This is a genomic window from Streptomyces sp. NPDC026673 (assembly GCF_040638135.1).
In the GTDB taxonomy this organism is placed as follows: domain Bacteria; phylum Actinomycetota; class Actinomycetes; order Streptomycetales; family Streptomycetaceae; genus Actinacidiphila.
Map to the genome: position 1 here is coordinate 14,781 of NZ_JBEZXR010000012.1, position 18,105 is coordinate 32,885.

General features: G+C 73.3%; 18 protein-coding genes. 9 read left to right on the forward strand and 9 right to left on the reverse strand.

Features of this window, described 5'->3' with window-relative positions:
• Nucleotides 1-127: 127 nt before the first annotated feature.
• The 3 genes from AB0F62_RS11875 to AB0F62_RS11885 all read left to right on the forward strand — a co-directional run bounded on the left by AB0F62_RS11875 (nt 128) and on the right by AB0F62_RS11885 (nt 2,947).
• A complete protein-coding gene (locus tag AB0F62_RS11875; protein WP_361795787.1) occupies nt 128-826 on the forward strand; it encodes an SDR family oxidoreductase in 699 nt (232 codons plus the stop codon).
• Complete coding sequence (locus AB0F62_RS11880) at nt 823-1,881, forward strand: S-adenosylmethionine:tRNA ribosyltransferase-isomerase (RefSeq protein WP_361795790.1); 1,059 nt, start codon at nt 823-825, stop codon at nt 1,879-1,881. Before AB0F62_RS11875 ends, AB0F62_RS11880 begins: the two co-directional genes overlap by 4 nt.
• A 313-nt stretch (nt 1,882-2,194) precedes the next feature.
• A complete protein-coding gene (locus AB0F62_RS11885; protein WP_361795793.1) occupies nt 2,195-2,947 on the forward strand; it encodes a transglycosylase SLT domain-containing protein in 753 nt (250 codons plus the stop codon).
• 92 nt (nt 2,948-3,039) lie between these two features.
• Here AB0F62_RS11885 and AB0F62_RS11890 read toward each other — a convergent pair whose 3' ends face one another.
• Nucleotides 3,040-5,580, reverse strand: coding sequence for an FHA domain-containing protein (locus tag AB0F62_RS11890; protein WP_361795796.1), 2,541 nt, complete (start codon nt 5,578-5,580; stop codon nt 3,040-3,042).
• Between the two features lie 281 nt (nt 5,581-5,861).
• Here AB0F62_RS11890 and AB0F62_RS11895 point away from each other — a divergent pair, with 281 nt between their 5' ends.
• A complete protein-coding gene (locus AB0F62_RS11895) occupies nt 5,862-7,520 on the forward strand; it encodes a streptophobe family protein (RefSeq protein ID WP_361796098.1) in 1,659 nt (552 codons plus the stop codon).
• Nucleotides 7,521-7,590: 70 nt separating this feature from the next.
• A complete protein-coding gene (serB, locus tag AB0F62_RS11900; protein ID WP_361795799.1) occupies nt 7,591-8,829 on the forward strand; it encodes a phosphoserine phosphatase SerB in 1,239 nt (412 codons plus the stop codon).
• 134 nt (nt 8,830-8,963) lie between these two features.
• On the opposite strand, the gene AB0F62_RS11905 is transcribed toward serB, so the two are convergent.
• The 4 genes from AB0F62_RS11905 to AB0F62_RS11920 all read right to left on the reverse strand — a co-directional run bounded on the left by AB0F62_RS11905 (nt 8,964) and on the right by AB0F62_RS11920 (nt 11,415).
• Entirely contained in the window at nt 8,964-9,485 is a 522-nt protein-coding gene (locus tag AB0F62_RS11905) for a histidine phosphatase family protein (RefSeq protein WP_361795802.1), read from the reverse strand.
• Nucleotides 9,486-9,557: 72 nt separating this feature from the next.
• The gene (locus tag AB0F62_RS11910) at nt 9,558-9,758 is read right to left on the reverse strand and encodes a hypothetical protein (RefSeq protein ID WP_361796101.1); all 201 of its coding nucleotides are present in this window, start codon (nt 9,756-9,758) and stop codon (nt 9,558-9,560) included.
• A gap of 210 nt (nt 9,759-9,968) precedes the next feature.
• Nucleotides 9,969-10,091: an SGM_5486 family transporter-associated protein gene (locus tag AB0F62_RS11915; protein ID WP_361795805.1), complete on the reverse strand. Its 123-nt coding sequence runs from the start codon at nt 10,089-10,091 to the stop codon at nt 9,969-9,971.
• Nucleotides 10,092-10,137: 46 nt separating this feature from the next.
• Nucleotides 10,138-11,415 carry an MFS transporter gene (locus tag AB0F62_RS11920; RefSeq protein ID WP_361795808.1) on the reverse strand — a complete coding sequence of 426 codons (1,278 nt, stop codon included), beginning with the start codon at nt 11,413-11,415 and terminating at the stop codon, nt 10,138-10,140.
• Nucleotides 11,416-11,458: 43 nt separating this feature from the next.
• Between AB0F62_RS11920 and AB0F62_RS11925 the strand changes: the two genes are divergently transcribed.
• The gene (locus AB0F62_RS11925; RefSeq protein ID WP_361795811.1) at nt 11,459-12,139 is read left to right on the forward strand and encodes an FCD domain-containing protein; all 681 of its coding nucleotides are present in this window, start codon (nt 11,459-11,461) and stop codon (nt 12,137-12,139) included.
• Here AB0F62_RS11925 and AB0F62_RS11930 read toward each other — a convergent pair.
• The 3 genes from AB0F62_RS11930 to fabG form a co-directional block, all read right to left on the reverse strand.
• Nucleotides 12,120-12,443, reverse strand: a complete 324-nt coding sequence (locus AB0F62_RS11930) for a hypothetical protein (protein WP_361795814.1) — start codon at nt 12,441-12,443, stop codon at nt 12,120-12,122. The two genes, AB0F62_RS11925 and AB0F62_RS11930, sit on opposite strands and share 20 nt — an antisense overlap.
• Before the next feature lie 178 nt (nt 12,444-12,621).
• On the reverse strand, nt 12,622-13,389 hold the full coding sequence (fabI, locus tag AB0F62_RS11935; protein WP_361795816.1) for an enoyl-ACP reductase FabI: 768 nt from the start codon (nt 13,387-13,389) through the stop codon (nt 12,622-12,624).
• Between the two features lie 5 nt (nt 13,390-13,394).
• Nucleotides 13,395-14,099 (reverse strand): 3-oxoacyl-[acyl-carrier-protein] reductase, encoded by a 705-nt coding sequence (fabG, locus tag AB0F62_RS11940; protein WP_361795818.1) that lies wholly within the window; start codon nt 14,097-14,099, stop codon nt 13,395-13,397.
• Between the two features lie 193 nt (nt 14,100-14,292).
• On the opposite strand from fabG, the gene AB0F62_RS11945 reads away from it, so the two are divergent.
• From AB0F62_RS11945 to AB0F62_RS11955, 3 genes are read left to right on the forward strand one after another with little or no spacing between them, the layout of a single operon-like run.
• A complete protein-coding gene (locus AB0F62_RS11945) occupies nt 14,293-15,816 on the forward strand; it encodes a TldD/PmbA family protein (RefSeq protein ID WP_361795821.1) in 1,524 nt (507 codons plus the stop codon).
• Nucleotides 15,813-17,204, forward strand: coding sequence for a metallopeptidase TldD-related protein (locus AB0F62_RS11950; protein WP_361795824.1), 1,392 nt, complete (start codon nt 15,813-15,815; stop codon nt 17,202-17,204). The genes AB0F62_RS11945 and AB0F62_RS11950 overlap by 4 nt, the downstream gene beginning before the upstream one ends.
• 20 nt (nt 17,205-17,224) lie before the next feature.
• The gene (locus AB0F62_RS11955) at nt 17,225-17,776 is read left to right on the forward strand and encodes an RNA 2'-phosphotransferase (RefSeq protein ID WP_361795827.1); all 552 of its coding nucleotides are present in this window, start codon (nt 17,225-17,227) and stop codon (nt 17,774-17,776) included.
• Between the two features lie 25 nt (nt 17,777-17,801).
• Here AB0F62_RS11955 and AB0F62_RS11960 read toward each other — a convergent pair whose 3' ends face one another.
• Nucleotides 17,802-18,080 carry a GlsB/YeaQ/YmgE family stress response membrane protein gene (locus AB0F62_RS11960; protein ID WP_361795830.1) on the reverse strand — a complete coding sequence of 93 codons (279 nt, stop codon included), beginning with the start codon at nt 18,078-18,080 and terminating at the stop codon, nt 17,802-17,804.
• Between the last annotated feature and the right edge of the window lie 25 nt (nt 18,081-18,105).

Genomic DNA, 18,105 nt, shown 5'->3' on the forward strand with positions numbered 1-18,105 from the left:
TCCGTGGACCTAGGCCGAAATCCCCGGTGCCGGTGCTGCGGGCGGCCGACGTGCCGGCGCGGGGACCGTTCCTACGGTGGGGGCATCCGCCGGGCAGCGGGCCGGGCGGCCGGTGGGAGGACATGTCATGCCGGTGGCAATCATCACGGGGGCGTCGCGGGGTCTGGGCCGGGCCCTCGCCGGGGCGCTCGCGGAGCGGGGCTGGGACCTGGTGATCGACGCCCGGTCGGCCGAGGCGCTGGAGCGGGCGGGGGCGGAACTGGCGGTCCGGACGCGGGTGGCCGCGCTGCCGGGGGACGTCGCCGACCCGCGGCACCGGGTGGAGCTGGTGTCGGCGGCGTGGGAGTTCGGCGGTCTCGACCTGCTGGTGAACAATGCCGGCGCGCTGGGCGCCGAGCCGCTGCGGCCGCTGTCCGGGCAACCGCTGGAGGGGCTGCGGGCGGCGCTGGAGACCAATGTGGTGGCCGCGCTGGGACTGGTACAGGAGGGGCTGCCGCTGCTGCGCAAGCGGCGCGGCACGGTGCTCAACATCAGCTCGGACGCGGCCGTCGAGGCGTACCCCGCGTGGGGAGGGTACGGCGCGAGCAAGGCGGCGCTCGAGCGGCTGTCGGCGGTCCTGGCGGTGGAGGAGCCGGAGCTGCGGGTGTGGTGGCTGGACCCGGGCGACATGCGGACGGCGATGTACGACGCGGCCGTGCCCGACGACCCGGACGGGGACGCGCGCCCCTCCCCCGAGTCCGTGGTGCCGGCCGTGCTGGGGCTGCTCGACGAGGGTGCGGCCAGTGGCCGCTACGCGGCGCCCGCGCTGCTGGAGGCCCGGCGGTGACCGCGCTGGGTGCGCTGAGCGTCCCGGAGGAGCTGGCGGCGCGGGTCCCGGTGGAGCAGCGCGGCGGCCTGACGGCGGGCCGGGACGGGGTGCGCCTGCTGGTGGGGAGGCGGGCCGCGGGGGAGGTCGCGCACCACGCCTTCGGGGAGCTGCCGGGGCTGCTGCGGGCCGGGGACGTGCTCGTGGTGAACACCTCGCGGACGCTGCCGGCGGCGGTGGACGGCGCGCTCGGGGAGTCCGCGGTGGTGGTGCACTTCTCGGGGCTGCTGGACGACGGGCGCTGGGTGGTGGAGCTGCGGACGCCGGACGGGCGGGGCACCACCCGGCCCCGGGCCGGGGGCCCGGCCGGGGTGGCGGTGGCGCTGCCGGGGGGTGAGCGGCTGCTGCTGCAGGAGCCGCTGAGCCCCTGCGGGGAGCGGCTGTGGGTGGCGCGGGCGTCGGCGGCGGACGCGATGGCCTTCCTCCACCGGTACGGGCGGCCGATCCGGTACGCGTACACCGAGCGGGACCAGCCGCTCGCGGCCTATCGGACGGTGTTCTCCGTGCCGTCGGCGGACGGGCTCGGCTCGGCGGAGATGCCGAGCGCGGCGCGCCCCTTCACGGCCGGGATGGTCGCGGCTCTGGTGAGCCGGGGGGTGCAGGTCGCGCCGGTGGTGCTGCACACCGGGGTGTCCTCGGGCGAGGCGCACGAGCCTCCGTACCCGGAGCGCTTCTCGGTGCCGGAGAGCACCGCCTGGCTGGTGAACGCCGCCCGGGCGGGCGGCGGGCGGGTGGTGGCGGTGGGGACGACGGCGGTGCGCGCCCTGGAGTCGGCGGCGGATCCGCGGGGCCGGGTCGCGGCGGCGGGCGGCTGGACCGACCTGGTGGTCACGCCGGAGCGGGGCGTGCGGGTCGTGGACGGCCTCCTCACCGGGCTGCACGACCCGGCGGCGTCGCACGTGCTGATGCTGGAGGCGGTGGCGGGCCGGGCGCTGCTGGAGCGGGTCTACGACGGTGCCGTGGGGGCGGGTTACCTCTGGCACGAGTTCGGCGACGTGAACCTGCTCCTGCCCTGAGGGCCTCCCCGGCGCACGGCGTGTGGTCGCGTGGCCGCGGTGCGCCACGGGCCTGTGAGGCGGGGCACAGGGCGTACATCACGTACGAAGGCGCCTAGTAGGCGGTGGGACGGCCGGAGTGGCCGGATGTACGGCGTGTGCCGTGCCCGGCCGGTCCGGCCACTACGACTTCGGGTAGTAATGGGTGGGTTTGGTCGGGGAATTTCCCGCGGCTAAGAATGCTCGGGTCGCTCCGCGCCGCGTTCGACACGCGGCGCTTCTCCTTGCCCGAGGGCGGAGTGGGGCGCAGCCGAATGGAAGAGGTCACTCCCCCATGCAGCTCCCGACGATCCCGAAGCTCGACCGTCTGGCCAAGACCCACAGGTACTCCGCCGCCGGCATCGCCGCGGCCGGTGTGGGCGTCCTGGCCATCACCGGTGTGGCCGGGACCAGCGGGACGGCGCAGGCGTCCGGCAACGCGCAGGAGGCCGCCGCCGGGCAGGCGCGGTCCGCCGCGGCGAAGCAGCACGCCGCCCATGCCGCCCAGCAGGCCGTGGAGCGCAAGCGCGAGGCGGCGGAGCGCGGCCGGCAGGCGGAGGAGCGCGAGCAGCGGGCCGCGGCGCGCAAGCGCCGCGCCGCCCACGTCGCGCAGCAGGCCCGTGTGCGGCATGAGGAGCAGCAGGCGGCGAACCGCAGCCGCGAGCGCAAGGCCCTGGTCCCGCAGCAGCGGCACGAGACCTCGCGTCCGGCTCCGCGCGCGGCCGCCCCCAAGGCCCCGGCGGCTCCGGCGGCCCCCTCCGGCACCCCGCAGCAGATGGCGCAGCAGATCATCGGCGACGCGGCCCAGTTCCAGTGCTTCGCCAACATCGTGATGCACGAGAGCACCTGGAACCCGTACGCGGTCAACCCCTCCTCCGGCGCGTACGGCCTGGTCCAGGCGCTGCCGGGCTCCAAGATGGCCTCCGCGGGCGCCGACTGGCGCACCAACCCGGCCACGCAGATCAAGTGGGGTCTGGGCTACATGAACGAGCGCTACGGCAGCCCTTGCGGCGCCTGGGCGTTCTGGCAGGCCAACCACTGGTACTGAGCCGGCGGCCGCGGCGAGCGGCACGGACATGCGGAAGGCGGCGGTTCCCCGGCCCGGGGTTCCGCCGCCTTCCGTCGTCGTACGCGGGGCCGCTACTTGCGCATGACCTCCGGCTCGTGGCGGCGCAGCAGCCTCAGGACGAGGATGCCGCAGACGAGGGCGATGCCGAGCAGGATCGCCATGTCGAAGCCCCACTGGCTCGCCGAGTGCTCCCACAGCGGGTCGAGGTTGTCGGGCTTGGCCGGGTCCCACGGCGGCATGATGTGTCCGAGGTCCAGGGTGGCGCCGGCGGCGCCGACGGCCCAGCGGGAGGGCATCAGCCAGGCCACCTGCTCCAGGCCGACGGTGCCGAAGATCTGGAACAGGACGCCGGTGAAGACGACCTGGACGATCGCGAACATCACCAGCAGGGGCATGGTCTTCTCGGCCGTCTTCACCAGCGAGGAGATGACCAGGCCGAACATCATCGAGGTGAAGCCCAGCGCGATGACCACCAGGGTGATCTCCGCGGCCGGGAAGCCCTTGACGATCAGGCCCTCCTCGGGCAGCTTGCGCACCGACAGCCCGATGGCGCAGATGATCACGCCCTGCAGGGCGCTGATCAGGCCGAGGACGAAGACCTTGGAGAACAGGTACGCGGAGCGGGACAGGCCGGTGGCGCGTTCCCGTTCGTAGATCACCCGCTCCTTGATCAGCTCGCGCACCGAGTTGGCGGCGCCCGAGAAGCAGGCGCCGACCGCGATGATCAGCATGATGGTGCCGGCGTCGGTGTTGAACTTGCCCGCCTCGTCGGGCGGCGCCAGCCCGAACTTCGCCGGGATGACCACGCTCACCAGGCCGAGGACGGCCGGGAGGATCACCATCAGCGCCATGAAGCCCCGGTCGGAGGCGATCACCGACAGATAGCGGCGGACGAGGGTGGCGAACTGCGCCGGCCAGCTCTGCGGCTTGGGCGGCTTGGCCCGCTGCGGGGCCGCGCCTACGGACTGCGGGGCGACCGCGTCCAGGTCCGCGGCGTAGATCTGGTAGTGCTGGGAGCCGCGCCAGCGACCGGACCAGTCGTAGTCGCGGTAGCTCTCGAAGGCGGAGAAGACGTCGGCCCAGGTTTCGTAGCCGAAGAAGTTCAGTGCCTCCTCGGGCGGGCCGAAGTAGGCGACCGCGCCGCCCGGCGCCATCACCAGCAGCTTGTCGCACAGGGCGAGTTCGGCCACCGAGTGGGTCACGACGAGCACGGTGCGGCCGTCGTCGGCGAGGCCGCGCAGCAGCTTCATGACGTCGCGGTCCATGCCCGGGTCGAGGCCGGAGGTGGGCTCGTCCAGGAAGATCAGCGAGGGCTTGGTCAGCAGCTCCAGGGCGACGGAGACACGCTTGCGCTGGCCTCCGGAGAGCGAGGTGACGCGCTTGTCGGCGTGGACGTCGAGCTTGAGCTCGCGCAGCACCTCGTCGATCCGGGCCTCGCGCTCGGCGGCCTTGGTGTCGCCGGGGAAGCGGAGCTTGGCCGCGTAGCGCAGGGCTCTGCGGATCGTCAGCTCCTTGTGCAGGATGTCGTCCTGCGGGACGAGGCCGATGCGCTGCCGCAGCTCGGCGAACTGCTTGTAGAGGTTGCGGCTGTCGTACAGCACCTCGCCCTCTTCGGCCGGGCGGTAGCCGGTCAGGGCGCGCAGCAGCGTCGACTTGCCGGAGCCGGAGGGGCCGATGACGGCGATCAGCGACTTCTCGGGGACGCCGAAGGACACGTCGTTGAGGATGGTCTTGGTGCCGCTGCCCTGCGGCACGCGGACGGTGAGCCGGCGGGCCGAGAAGGAGATCTCGCCGGTGTCGACGAACTCCTCAAGCTGGTCGCCGACGAGCCGGAAGGTGGAGTGGCCGACGCCCACGATGTCGTTGGGGCCCAGCAGATGACGCTGTATCGGCTGGCCGTTGACGTAGGTGCCGTTGTGGCTGCCGAGGTCGACGATCTCGTAGCGGCCGTCGGGGTGCGCCCGGAACTCCGCGTGGAAGCGGGAGACCTGGAGGTCGGAGACGACGAGGTCGTTCTCCAGGGCGCGACCGATCTTCATCACGCGGCCGAGGACCAGGTGGTGGAAGGTGGTCGGGCTGCGGTCGCCGTAGACCGGGGGCGCGCCGGAGGCGCCCGACGGCCCGTGCGGAGAAGGGATGTGCGCCTGCGGCTGCCGGTGGTCCGGCTCCGGCGCCTGCGAGGGCTGCGGCACATATGGTCCGGTCGACCCGTTCCCCCAGCCGCCCTGGCGTGGCGGGGCGACGGGGTTCGGCGACCCCTGGGCCGCGGGCCCGGACTGGCGGCCCTGCTGCGGCTGCGCCAGCGCGGTCTCGGCGCTGTAGAGGTCGCCGCCGCCCGCGGCGCCGCCGCTGAAGCTCAGGCGGGGGCCGTCGGTGGCGTTGCCGAGGTTGACGGTGGCCCCGGCGGCGACGTCGTAGGCGTGGACCCGCTGGCCCTGCACATAGGTTCCGTTGGTGCTGCCGAGGTCCTCGATGACCCAACCGCGTTCGGCGCGGCGGATGGTGGCATGCCGCCAGGAGACCCGCGCGTCGTCGAGGACGACGTCCGACTGCGGATCCCTGCCGAGGCTGTAGGACCTGGCCGGATCGAGCGCCCAGGTCTGTCCGTTCATTTCGAGTACGAGTTCAGGCACCCCAAGCCCCACAAAGTCGTACCCCGACTTGTCCCCCATGGGGGAGTCCAGGGATTGCGAACATCGGGAGGAACTATTCCAGGCACGCCCGCCCGTCAGGAAGTCTCCACGTAAGAGTGATATGAACCCTCTTCCCGGAAGCCGTTGACGGAGCCGAAACACCACCGGAGAGTGGTAACCGCCCATGAACCGTGCGGATCATGACGGATCGGGGCACCATGCATCGCAGGCGGTTCGGACGCGAGACCTCGGGGGCGGGCATGACCGCGTACACCTCCACACCATCGACCGCGCCCGCGCGCCCCGGGCGCCGGATCCCCTGGGGCGGTGCGCTGCTCTCCGCCGTCGCCGCGGTGAGCTGGGCGTACCTGGGGATGGTCGGCGCCGCCGCGCTCGGCCTGCATCTGCTCGGCGCGGACACCGCGGGCTCGCTGGGGCCGATGACGGCGGCGGTGGTGGCGATGGCGGTGGGCGGCAAGGTCGTCCCCTCCGGTGACGTCGCCGTGTTCGGGCTGGGCGGGGCGGGCGGTGAGGGCCGGCTGGACGTCATGCCGCTGGGTGTGGGCCTGGTGGGGGCGCTGCTGCTGGCCTGGGTGTTCCTGCGGTCCCTGCGCGGGGCGGGGTTGACCGTGCCGGGGGGTGAACTCGCGGCCCGGGCGGGGGCGGTGGTGGTGCTCTTCGTGGCGCTGCTCGGCGCGCTGGCGTGGTCCGGGGAGGACACCATCGCCATCGACGGCGCCGGTCTGGGCGCGGACGGCGGCGGGGGCCTGACGGACGGGTTGCCGGGCCTCGGCGACCTCGGCGGCGGGCTCGGCGATGGGCTGCGGGATCTGATCGACGCCAAGGCCTCGGTGAGCTTCCACGTGGCCGTCGGCCGCTCCCTGCTGGGCGGGCTGCTGTGGGTGGTGGTGGTCCTGCTGCTGGCGCTGCTCACCTCGCGCCGCACTCCGCTGCCGCCGGCCCTGGAGGGGCTGCACCGGGTCGTCCGGCCGGCCGCCTCGGCGCTGCGCTGGGTACTGCTGCTGGCCGTGGCCGCGGGGTGCGCCGCGGCCGGGTACGCGGCCGTGACGGGCGACGAGCCGGGCCGGATCGCCGGGGCGGCCCTGCTGGGAGCGCCCAACGGGGTGTGGCTGGCGGTGCCGCTCGGGCTGTTCGTGTCCTGGCGGGGCACCGCCACCGGGGAGCTCGCGAAGGTGCTGCCGGATCCGCTGGACCGGCTGCTGTCGACGAGCGTCGAGGAGCCGGTGACGCCCGCCCGGCTGGCCGAGTACGACCAGCGGGTGTGGCTGCTGACCGTCGCCGCGGCGCTGATGATGCTGGCGGCGGGCACCCTGGCGGCGGCCCGCACCCCGCTGTGGGGATCGACCCGGACCGGTTACGCGAGGCGCTGCGCGGTTCGGCTCGGCATGGTGACGGCGATCGCCTTCCCGCTGCTGGTGTGGCTGACCGGGGTCTCGGTGAACGCGGGCATCTCGGTCTTCGGCTTCGACGCGGTGGGCGCCGGCGTCGATCTGCACGGCAGCCTTCCCCTGGCGCTGCTGCTGGGCGGGGCCTGGGGCGCGGTCGCGGGCGGCGCGGGGGCGCTGCTGGCGCTGGCGACGGGCACGGCCGGGCGCCGGGTGTCGCCGTACGCGCTGGGACGTGCGGCCGAGGCGGCGGCCGGGGAGAGCGCCTCCCGTACGTATCCGGGCATCGCCTACCAGCCGGGCCCGTACATCCCCAGCCCCGGCTACGGACCGCCGGACACGGGGCCCAATCCCTACCGGGAGCCTTCGCCCGGCCAGGCGCCGCATTCCGCGCGCACGGTGGCCGGGGCGCCACTGCCCCCGCCGCCCGGGCCTCCGTCGGGCCCGCCGGGTCCGCCAGGCCCGCCGTGGGAGGGCCCGCCACCGCCCGGCGCGCCCGGCGGGCGCCGCTGACCACGGGCGCTGTCCGCCAGGCGGAACACATGTCCGTGCCGGGGCCGGTGCCCGATACGGTGGAGACACCATGAACGACGCATCGCAGGCGACCGCTGCCACCGCCGCCAATGTGCCGACGCTGCTGGTCAAGATCTTCGGAAAGGACCGGCCGGGGATCACCGCCGGGCTCTTCGAGACGCTGGCCGGCTTCCAGGTGAACGTCATCGACATCGAGCAGGTCGTCACCCGGGGACGCATCGTGCTCTGCGCCCTGGTGACCGCCCCCGCGGGCCGCACCGTGGAGGGCGAGCTGCGCGCGACGGTGCACACCTGGGCCGAGTCGGTACGCCTGCAGGCCGAGATCATCTCCGGTACGGGCGACAACCGGCCGCGCGGCGAGGGCCGCTCCCATGTGACGGTGCTGGGGCATCCGCTGACCGCGGAGTCGACGGCGGCCATAGCGGCCAGGATCACCGGTGCCGGCGGCAACATCGACCGTATCTTCCGGCTCGCGAAGTACCCGGTGACGGCCGTGGAGTTCGCCGTGTCCGGTGTCGCCACCGACACACTGCGCCCGGCACTCGCCCTGGAGGCGCACGAGCGGGGGGTGGACGTGGCCGTGGTGTCGGCGGGCCTGCACCGCCGGGCGCAGCGCCTGGTGGTCATGGACGTGGACTCCACCGTGATCCAGGACGAGGTGATCGAGCTCTTCGCGGCGCACGCGGGCTGCGAGGACCAGGTCGCCGAGGTGACGGCCGCGGCGATGCGCGGCGAGCTGGACTTCGAGCAGTCGCTGCACGCCCGGGTCGCGCTGCTGAAGGGGCTGGACGAGTCCGTGGTGGACAAGGTCCGCCAGGAGGTGCGGCTGACGGCCGGCGCCCGCACGCTGATCCGCACGCTCAAGCGGCTGGGCTACCAGGTGGGTGTGGTCTCCGGGGGCTTCACACAGGTCACCGACGATCTCAAGGAGCGGCTGGGGCTGGACTTCGCCGCCGCCAACACCCTGGAGATCGTGGACGGCAAGCTCACCGGCCGGGTGACCGGCGAGATCGTGGACCGGGCCGGCAAGGCGCGGCTGCTGCGCCGCTTCGCGGCGGAGGCCGGGGTGCCGCTGAGCCAGACCGTCGCCATCGGGGACGGTGCCAACGACCTGGACATGCTGAACGCGGCGGGCCTCGGGGTCGCCTTCAACGCCAAGCCGGTGGTCCGGCGGGCGGCGGACGCGGCGGTCAACGTGCCGTTCCTCGACACGGTGCTCTACCTGCTGGGCATCACGCGCGAGGAGGTCGAGGCGGCCGACGCCGGGGACGGCGGCGCCGGGGCCTGACGGTCCCGGCCGGGACGGAAGGCGAGGGCCCCGGAGCATCCGCTCCGGGGCCCTCGCGCTGTCCGCCGCCGTCCGTGCGGTCCGCGCCGTCGCCGCCGTCCTCGCCGCATCGGCGGGGCCGGCCGGGCCGCGGCTCAGTCGTGCGGCGACCAGAAGTCGACCAGGCGGCCGACGCCGTGCTCCACCGTCTTCCACGGGCCGGAGAAGGTGATCACGGCGATGGCCGCCGTCGGGAAGCCCGTGCGGTTCATGCGCGCCAGGGCGTCCCCGTCGCTCTCCCCGGCGAGGGCGTCGGCGAGGGCGTGGATGACCGGGTTGTGGCCGACGAGCAGCAGGTCGTCGATGTCGTCGGGGGTCTCGTTGAGCAGGGCGAGCAGGTCGCCGAGGGTGGCGTCGTAGAGCCGCTCCTCGTAGACGGTGCGGGGGCGGTGCGGGAGTTCGTGGGCGGCGAGCTTCCACGTCTCGCGGGTGCGGGCGGCCGAGGAGCAGAGGGTCAGATCGAACGTGATCCCCAGCTCGGCGAGCCTGCGACCGGCGACGGGGGCCTCCTTGCGTCCGCGTTCCGCCAGCGGGCGCTCGTGGTCGGGGACGTCAGGCCAGTCGGCTTTGGCGTGCCGGAGCAGGACGATCCGGCGGGGCGATGCAACTGCGCTCATGCCACTCAGCTTTCCAGAAATCCGGCCGCCAGGCGCGTGCTGCGGGACGGATCACGGTTCGCCGCGGGAAGGTCACAGCAGGTGCTGGAGGAGTCCGGGGAGCCCTTCGCCGATGGCGTGCAGGATCCGTCCCACGGGTTCCGCCGCCGAGGCGTCCGCGGCCGCCGGGCCCGCGACCAGCGCGAGCAGCGCGGCGAAGGCGAGTGCGGGCAGGGCGAGCGCCCACCACGGCAGGCGCGTCTGCGCGCCGCGCCCGACCGCCGGGCGGGCGATGCGGGATCGCGGGGTGCGCGAAGGAACAGCCTGCGTGGACACGGGACGCCTCCGTGGATCAGCCGGGGTGCCGGAGCGGTCTTCGACCTTGCACCACGACGCTACGGAAGCACGGCTCGCGGTCCCATCCGGTGGGCCACCCACTCGACCCTGACCCTGGCCCCCTAGGGGAGGTGGGGATGTCCCTACCCCGGGCCTCGGGGTGGCGGTTCAGCCGAGCTTGGAGCCGATCACGGCGATCACGGCGACGAGGGCGGGCACGGCCATCATCAGACCGAAGACGATCAGGAGCTTCTTCTGCGGCTGCGGGGGGTTGGGCTCGAGCACGGGCATGCCGCCCAGTCTCGCATCCGGCACCGGCGCCCGCGCACGCGGGTGGTCAGAGTTCGTCCTCCACCGACCGGTCCCGGCCGGCGACCACGCCCGCGGCGATCTGCGGCACCAGCAGGGCGAGCATGAAGGCCACCGGCAGGTCCCAGCCGCCGGTGTGCTGGTAGAGGGTCCCGACGAGGATCGGCCCGGGGATCGAGAGCAGATAACCGGTGCACTGCGCGAAGGCCGACAGCCGCACCACCCCGGCGCCGGTGCGCGAGCGCATCCCGATCATCGTGAGGGCGAGCGGGAACGAGCAGTTGGAGATGCCCAGCAGCAGGGCCCACACCCACGGCGCGGCGGCCGGGGCCGCCCACAGACCGCCGTAGCCGGCGATCCCGAACAGGCCGAGCCCGACGGCGAGCCCGCCCTGGTGCCGCATACGGCCGGCGAGCGCGGGCAGTACGAAGGACAGCGGTACGCCCATCACCATGGTGACGGCGAGCAGCACGCCCGCGGTGGAGGCGGAGACCCCGGCGTCACGGAAGATCTGCGGCAGCCACCCCATGGTGATGTACGCGCCCGTGGCCTGGAGTCCGAAGTAGACGGCGAGCGCCCAGGCGGTACGGCTGCGGGTGATGCGCCTGCCCGGCGCCTGCCCGGCGGCGGGGGTCGCGGGGTCGGTCGCGGCGGTGACCGCCTGGCTCCGGTCGCGCACGAGGGCCAGCCACGGCAGTACGGCGACGGCGGCGATCACGCCCCAGGCGCCGAGGCCGAGCCGCCAGTCGCCGCCCAGGGCGCGCGTCGCGGGGACGGTCGCGGCGGCGGCGAGGGCGGTGCCGAAGGAGAGGGCCATCGAGTAGAGCCCGGTCATGGTGCCGACGCGGTCCGGGAACCAGCGCTTGACGACGACGGGCATCAGGACGTTGCCGACGGCTATGCCGCCCAGGGCCAGGGCGCTCCCAACGAGGAACAGGGCCGTACCGCCGGCGAACGGACGCAGGAAGAGCCCGAGGGTGATCGCGACCAGGCCCGCGCAGACCACGGCGCCCGGGCCACGGCGGCGGGCCAGCCGGGGCGCGGTCACCCCGAACACGGCGAAGCACAGGGCGGGGACGGACGTGAGCAGGCCCGCGACGGTGCCGCTCATGCCCAGGCCGTCGCGCACCTCTTCCAGCAGCGCGCCCAGGCTGGTGATGGCGGGGCGCAGGTTGAGCGCGGCGAGTACGAGCGCGACGGCCACCAGGATCCGGGTGCGCCGCATGCCGTGCGGGGAGTCGGGAATGTGTGCGGGCACGGTGGCCCGTTCCGTGGCAGGGTCGAGCGTCGCTTCGTCGTCACGCATGCCGACCATCATAGAATGATGGGATGAATATTGAGGAGAGTCCATGCCACTGACCTCGCCCCGGCGCTCCGCCCTGGCCGACCAGGTGATCGCGCAGCTGCGCGCGCAGATCACCTCCGGTGAGTGGCCGGTGGGGTCGCGGATCCCCACCGAGACCCAGTTGGTCGAGCAGCTCGGGGTGGCCCGCAACACCGTCCGTGAGGCGGTCCGGGCGCTCGCGCACAACGGCCTGCTCGACATCCGGCAGGGGTCCGGCACCTATGTGCTGGCCACCAGCGAACTCGCCGGGGTGATGCACCGCCGCTTCGCCGACGCCGACCCGCGGCACGTGGCCGAGCTGCGCAGCGCCCTGGAGGCGTCCGCGGCCGCGCTGGCCGCACGGCGGCGCACGGACCGCGATCTGAGGCAGCTGGACGCGGCCCTGGAGCGGCGCGAACGCGCCTGGGAGTCCGGCCGGGCCGACGCCTTCGTGGACGCCGACACGGCGCTGCACCTGTCCGTCGTGGCGGCCTCGCACAACGACGTCGTCGCCGAGCTCTACGCCGACCTCGGAGAGGTGCTGCGCGCCTTCCTGCGCGCGGACGTCGGCGAGGAACTCCGCCCGGAGCAGTACGTGGACCACGCCCGGCTCGTCGAGGCGATCCGGGCCGGCGATCCGGAGACGGCCTCCGCCGAGGCCTCGGGGCACGCCTTCAGCTGCCGCTTCAGCCCGGCGTCCGGGTGATCCAGATCTCCTGGATCTCCTTCCAGCAGCGGTCGCCGAGCGTCACCGTCTCCGCGGGGCCGACCGGGACGGAGGGGCCGTCGACGTCCGGGTCCCACCACTGGAGGCACTCGATGTGCAGCTGGACGAGGTCCAGGTCCGGGTCCGGGTTGAAGCAGACGGCGACGCCCTCACTGCCCTGCACCGAGGTCCGGCACTCGGCGACGTCCGGGAGCCGTGTCGCGGCCCCCGTGGCCGCGGCCGCCGGTCCCGCGCCCGCGGCAAGCGCCACGGCCGCCGCCGCGGCGCACAGGTAGGCACGCACGATGCACGCCCTCCCTCCGCTCACCCCCGGCACACCCCCGCACAGCCATCCTGGCGGCCGGGGACGCCCGGCCACCCGGTCTGCTGGGCCGAACGGGGGACACCGTCCCGAACGCGCATACGGCCCCGGCGCCGCCCGAAGGCGGTACCGGGGCCGTGCGCGTACGCGGCGCGAGCGGTTACGCGCCGACCGCGTGCAGACCGCCGTCGACGTGGACGATCTCGCCCGTCGTCTTGGGGAACCAGTCGCTGAGCAGCGCGACGACACCGCGGCCGGCCGGCTCGGGGTCGGAGACGTCCCACTCGAGCGGGGAGCGGTGGTTCCAGACGTCGGCCAGCTCGCCGAAGCCCGGGATGGACTTGGCGGCCATGGAACCGATCGGTCCCGCCGAGATCAGGTTGCAGCGGATGTTCTGCTTGCCCAGGTCACGGGCGATGTAGCGGGAGGTGGCCTCCAGCGCCGCCTTGGCCGGGCCCATCCAGTCGTACTGGGGCCAGGCGTACTGCGCGTCGAAGGTGAGGCCGACGACCGAGCCGCCCTCCTGCATCAGCGGCAGGCAGGCCATGGTGAGCGCCTTCAGCGAGTACGCGGAGACGTGCATCGCGGTGGAGACGGACTCGAACGGCGTGTTCAGGAAGTTGCCGCCGAGGGCGTCCTGGGGCGCGAAGCCGATGGAGTGCACCACTCCGTCGAGGCCGCCCAGCTCCTCGCGGACGACGTCCGCAAGCGAGGCCAGGTGCTCCTCGTTGGTGACGTCGAGCTCGATGACCTTGACCGGCTTGGGGAGCTTCTTGGCGATGCGCTCGGTCAGCGTGGGCCGCGGGAACGCCGTGAGGATGATCTCGGCGCCCTGCTCCTGGGCGAGCTTGGCGGTGTGGAATGCGATGGAGGACTCCATCAGCACACCGGTGATGAGGATGCGCTTTCCAGCGAGGATTCCGCTCATGATGCTCAGTGACCCATGCCCAATCCGCCGTCCACGGGAATGACGGCTCCGGTGATGTATGCGGCTCCCTCGGAGGTGAGGAAGCGGACCACGGAGGCGATCTCCTCCGGCTGCGCGTAACGGGCCAGCGGGACCTGGCTGACGATGTTCTTCTGCTGCTCGTCGGTGAGCACCCGGGTCATGTCGGTGTCGACGAAGCCGGGCGCGACCACGTTGACGGTGATGTTGCGCGAACCCAGCTCACGAGCGAGGGAGCGCGCGAAGCCGACGAGGCCGGCCTTGGACGCGGCGTAGTTGGCCTGGCCGGCCTGGCCCGTCAGGCCCACCACGGAGGAGATCAGCACGACGCGGCCCTTGCGGGCGCGCAGCATCTTCCGCGACGCGGCCTTGACCACGCGGAAGGTACCGGTGAGGTTGGTGTCCAGGACGCTCGTGAAGTCCTCGTCCGACATGCGCAGCAGCAGCTGGTCGCGGGTGACGCCGGCGTTGGCCACCAGCACCTCGACCGCGCCCTGCTGGGCCTCGATGTCCTTGAACGCCTGCTCGACCTGCTCACCGTCGGTGATGTCGCACTTGACGGCGAAGAACCCCTGCGGGGGCTCGCCCGAGCGGTAGGTGATGGCGACCTTGTCGCCCGCGTCGGCGAAGGCCTGGGCGATGGCGAGGCCGATGCCCCGGTTTCCTCCGGTGACGAGAACCGAGCGGCTCAACGGATCACCCTTTCCCTAGTGGTTTGTACTCCGAAAAACTATCTGCCTACGCCACGGTACGGAGAATCGACCCCCGACAGGGGCGGGTGCGCGTCGCTGTCGAGTCCCTACAGAAAACCGCAGGCGGCGGAAGTGTCGGAGCGGCATGATTCACTGCGGAGACACTGACGATTGGACAGAAGGGGAGGCCGTCGTGCCCCACGAGGTCGATCAGTCATTCCTGGCGCTGCCCCTGAGGGCACTCGCCGACGCGGCCCTGGCGCGCGCCCGTGCCCTCGGGGCCGAGCACGCCGACTTCCGCTTCGAGCGGGTCCGCAGCGCCGCGTGGCGACTGCGCGACGGCAGGGCCTCGGGGTCGTCGGACACCACCGACGTCGGCTACGCGGTGCGCGTGGTACACGGCGGGGCCTGGGGTTTCGCCTCCGGGGTGGATCTGACGATGGACGCCGCGGCCCGGGTCGCCGGGCAGGCCGTGGCGATGGCGAAGCTGTCGGCCAAGGTGCTCGCGGCGGCGGGTTCGGACGAGCGGGTGGAGCTGGCGGCCGAGCCGGTCCACTCCGATCGGGTGTGGGTCTCCTCGTACGAGATCGATCCCTTCCAGGTGCCCGATGCCGACAAGACGGGTCTGCTGTCCGAGTGGAGCGGGCGGCTGCTGGCCGCCGACGGCGTGTCGCACGTCGACGCGTCCTTGATGACCGTCCACGAGAACAAGTTCTACGCGGACACGGCGGGCACCACCACGACCCAGCAGCGGATCCGCGTCCACCCGGAGTTGACCGCGATCGCGGTGGACCCGGAGTCCGGCGAGTTCGACTCGATGCGCACCCTGGCGCCGCCGGCCGGCCGCGGCTGGGAGTATCTGACCGGCACCGGCTGGGACTGGGACGCGGAGCTCGCGGAGATCCCCGGGCTGCTCGCCGAGAAGATGGCGGCGCCGTCGGTGGAGGCGGGCTCGTACGACCTCGTCGTCGACCCGTCCAACCTGTGGCTGACCATCCACGAGTCGATCGGCCACGCCACCGAGCTGGACCGCGCGCTGGGCTACGAGGCGGCCTACGCCGGCACCTCGTTCGCCACCTTCGACCAGCTGGGCAAGCTGCAGTACGGCTCCGCACACATGAACGTCACCGGCGACCGCACCGCCGAGCACGGCCTGGCGACCGTCGGCTACGACGACGAGGGCGTCGCCGGGCAGTCCTGGGACCTGGTGAGGGACGGCGTCCTGGTCGGCTACCAGCTCGACCGCAGGATCGCCCGGCTCACCGGCTTCGAGCGCTCCAACGGCTGCGCGTACGCGGACTCCCCCGGCCATGTGCCGGTGCAGCGGATGGCGAACGTGTCGCTGCAGCCCGCGCCGGACGGGCCGTCGACGCAGGAGCTGATCGGCGGTGTGGAGCGCGGCATCTACGTCGTGGGCGACCGCTCGTGGTCGATCGACATGCAGCGCTACAACTTCCAGTTCACGGGCCAGCGCTTCTTCCGGATCGAGAACGGCCGGCTGGCCGGGCAGCTGCGCGACGTCGCCTACCAGGCCACCACCACCGACTTCTGGGGCTCCATGGAGGCCGTCGGCGGGCCGCAGACCTACGTCCTGGGCGGCGCCTTCAACTGCGGCAAGGCCCAGCCGGGTCAGGTCGCGGCCGTTTCGCACGGGTGTCCCTCCGCGCTCTTCCGCGGCGTCAACATCCTCAACACCACGCAGGAGGCCGGTCGATGAGCTCCGTTTCGAAGCCGCACGAGATCGTCGAGCGCGCCCTGGAGCTGTCCCGGGCGGACGGCTGCGTCGTCCTCGCCGACGAGGAGTCCTCGGCCAACCTGCGCTGGGCGGGCAACGCGCTGACCACCAACGGCGTGACCCGCGGCCGCACCCTCACGGTGATCGCGACCGTCAACGGCGCCCAGGGCACCGCCTCCGGCGTGGTGTCCCGCGCCGCGGTGACCGCGGACGAGCTGGAGCCGCTGGTGCGGGCCGCGGAGGCGGCCGCGCGGGACGCCGGTCCGGCCGAGGACGCCCAGCCGCTCGTCGAGGGGGTGCCCCTGAGCGCCTCCTTCACCGAGCCGCCGGCCGCGACCTCCTCGGAGGTGTTCGCGGCCTTCGCGCCCGCCCTCGGCGAGTCCTTCGCCGCGGCACGGGCCGGCGGGCGGCGGCTGTACGGCTTCGCCTACCACTCCGTCACCTCCACCTACCTGGGCACGTCCACCGGGCTGCGGCTCCGGCACGACCAGCCCAGCGGCACCCTGGAACTCAACGCCAAGTCAGCGGACATGTCGCGCTCGGCGTGGGCCGGGGCCGCCACCCGCGACTTCACCGACGTCGACCCGGCGGCCCTCGACGCCGATCTGGCACAGCGCCTGGCCTGGGCCGAGCGCCGGATCGACCTGCCGGCCGGGCGGTACGAGACGCTGCTGCCGCCCTCCGCGGTGGCGGACCTGATGATCTACCAGCAGTGGAGCGCGGCCGCGCGGGACGCCGCGGAGGGCCGTACCGTCTTCAGCAGGCCGGGCGGGGGCACACGGGTCGGCGAGAAGCTCTCGGAGCTGCCGCTGACGCTGCGCAGCGACCCGGACGAGCCGGGGCTGGAGTCGGCGCCGTTCGTCATCGCGCACGCCTCGAGTGACACGGCGTCCGTCTTCGACAACGGACTGCCCGTCGAGCCGACCGACTGGCTGCGCGAGGGGGTGCTCAACCGGCTGTCCACCACCCGGCACAGCGCCGGGCTGACCGGCCTGCCGTTCACGCCGGGCGGCGGCAATCTGATCCTGGACGGCGGCGGCAAGCGGTCACTGGAGGAGATGGTCGCGGACACCGGGCGCGGCCTGCTGCTGACCTGCCTGTGGTACATCCGCGAGGTGGATCCGGCGACGCTGCTGCTGACCGGGCTGACCCGCGACGGGGTGTACCTGGTGGAGGGCGGCGAGGTGACCGGCGTGGTCAACAACTTCCGGTTCAACGAGTCGCCGGTGGACCTGCTGGGCCGGGCCACCGAGGTGGGCCGCACCGAGCGGACGCTGCCGCGCGAGTGGAGCGACTGGTTCACCCGGGCCGCGTTCCCGGCGATGCGGATTCCGGACTTCAACATGAGCTCGGTCAGCCAGGGGGTCTGACCGCGACGATGGGCGGGGCGATGGACGAGAAGCAGACGGTCAAGGTCTCCAAGTTCCTGGCGCGGGTGCTGCGGCACGACCCGGCCTCGATCGGGATCACCCTCGACGAGGGCGGCTGGGTGGACGTGGACGAGCTGATCGCCGCGTCCGGCCGGGCGGGCCGGCGCTTCTCCCGCGCCGACCTGGACCATGTCGTGGCCAACAACAACAAGAAGCGGTACGCGTTCTCGGACGACGGCCTGCGGATCAGGGCGAGTCAGGGGCACTCGGTGGAGGTCGACCTCGGGCTGTCCCCGGCGGATCCGCCGGCCGTGCTCTTCCACGGCACGGCGAGCACGACCCTGCCGATCGTGCTGCGCGAGGGGCTCAAACCGATGTCCCGGCAGGATGTGCATCTGTCCGCGGACGTGGAGACGGCCGTGCGCGTCGGTGCGCGGCACGGCCGTCCGGTGGTGCTGGCGGTGGACGCGGCGGGGCTGGCCGCGTCGGGCCATGAGTTCCGGGTCAGCGCCAACGGCGTGTGGCTCACCGACCGGGTGCCGCCGACGCATCTGCGGCAGCAGGTCCTCTGACCGCGGGCTCCCCCGGTCCGGTCGCTCAGGTGGCCGTCCGCCGCCTGCCGCGGATCGAGGCCCACAGCGGCGTGATCACGGCGACCACGAGGATCGCGCCCAGGATCTGCAGCAGGTGCCGGATCCAGTCGATGCCACCGGTGTGACGGACGCCGGCCCATCCGGCGACCGCGTTGCCCAGGAAGGCGCCGAGGATGCCGCAGATGATGGTGAGCCACCAGGGGATGTCCTGCCTCCCCGGCAGGAGCAGCTTCGCCAGGAAGCCGAGCACGATGCCGACGATGATCGCCCAGAACCAGTTCATGCGGTCAGTCTCGGCGTGGTCCCGG

What these genes read in the sequence shown, in the direction of transcription:
- AB0F62_RS11875 (WP_361795787.1), top strand. Translation starts at nt 128, where the DNA reads ATGCCGGTGGCAATCATCACGGGGGCGTCGCGGGGTCTGGGCCGGGCC.
- AB0F62_RS11885 (WP_361795793.1), top strand. Translation starts at nt 2,195, where the DNA reads ATGCAGCTCCCGACGATCCCGAAGCTCGACCGTCTGGCCAAGACCCAC.
- AB0F62_RS11890 (WP_361795796.1), bottom strand. Translation starts at nt 5,580, where the DNA reads ATGAACGGACAGACCTGGGCGCTCGATCCGGCCAGGTCCTACAGCCTC.
- AB0F62_RS11895 (WP_361796098.1), top strand. Translation starts at nt 5,862, where the DNA reads ATGACCGCGTACACCTCCACACCATCGACCGCGCCCGCGCGCCCCGGG.
- serB (WP_361795799.1), top strand. Translation starts at nt 7,591, where the DNA reads ATGAACGACGCATCGCAGGCGACCGCTGCCACCGCCGCCAATGTGCCG.
- AB0F62_RS11905 (WP_361795802.1), bottom strand. Translation starts at nt 9,485, where the DNA reads ATGAGCGCAGTTGCATCGCCCCGCCGGATCGTCCTGCTCCGGCACGCC.
- AB0F62_RS11915 (WP_361795805.1), bottom strand. Translation starts at nt 10,091, where the DNA reads ATGCCCGTGCTCGAGCCCAACCCCCCGCAGCCGCAGAAGAAGCTCCTG.
- AB0F62_RS11920 (WP_361795808.1), bottom strand. Translation starts at nt 11,415, where the DNA reads ATGCGTGACGACGAAGCGACGCTCGACCCTGCCACGGAACGGGCCACC.
- AB0F62_RS11925 (WP_361795811.1), top strand. Translation starts at nt 11,459, where the DNA reads ATGCCACTGACCTCGCCCCGGCGCTCCGCCCTGGCCGACCAGGTGATC.
- fabI (WP_361795816.1), bottom strand. Translation starts at nt 13,389, where the DNA reads ATGAGCGGAATCCTCGCTGGAAAGCGCATCCTCATCACCGGTGTGCTG.
- AB0F62_RS11950 (WP_361795824.1), top strand. Translation starts at nt 15,813, where the DNA reads ATGAGCTCCGTTTCGAAGCCGCACGAGATCGTCGAGCGCGCCCTGGAG.
- AB0F62_RS11955 (WP_361795827.1), top strand. Translation starts at nt 17,225, where the DNA reads ATGGACGAGAAGCAGACGGTCAAGGTCTCCAAGTTCCTGGCGCGGGTG.
- AB0F62_RS11960 (WP_361795830.1), bottom strand. Translation starts at nt 18,080, where the DNA reads ATGAACTGGTTCTGGGCGATCATCGTCGGCATCGTGCTCGGCTTCCTG.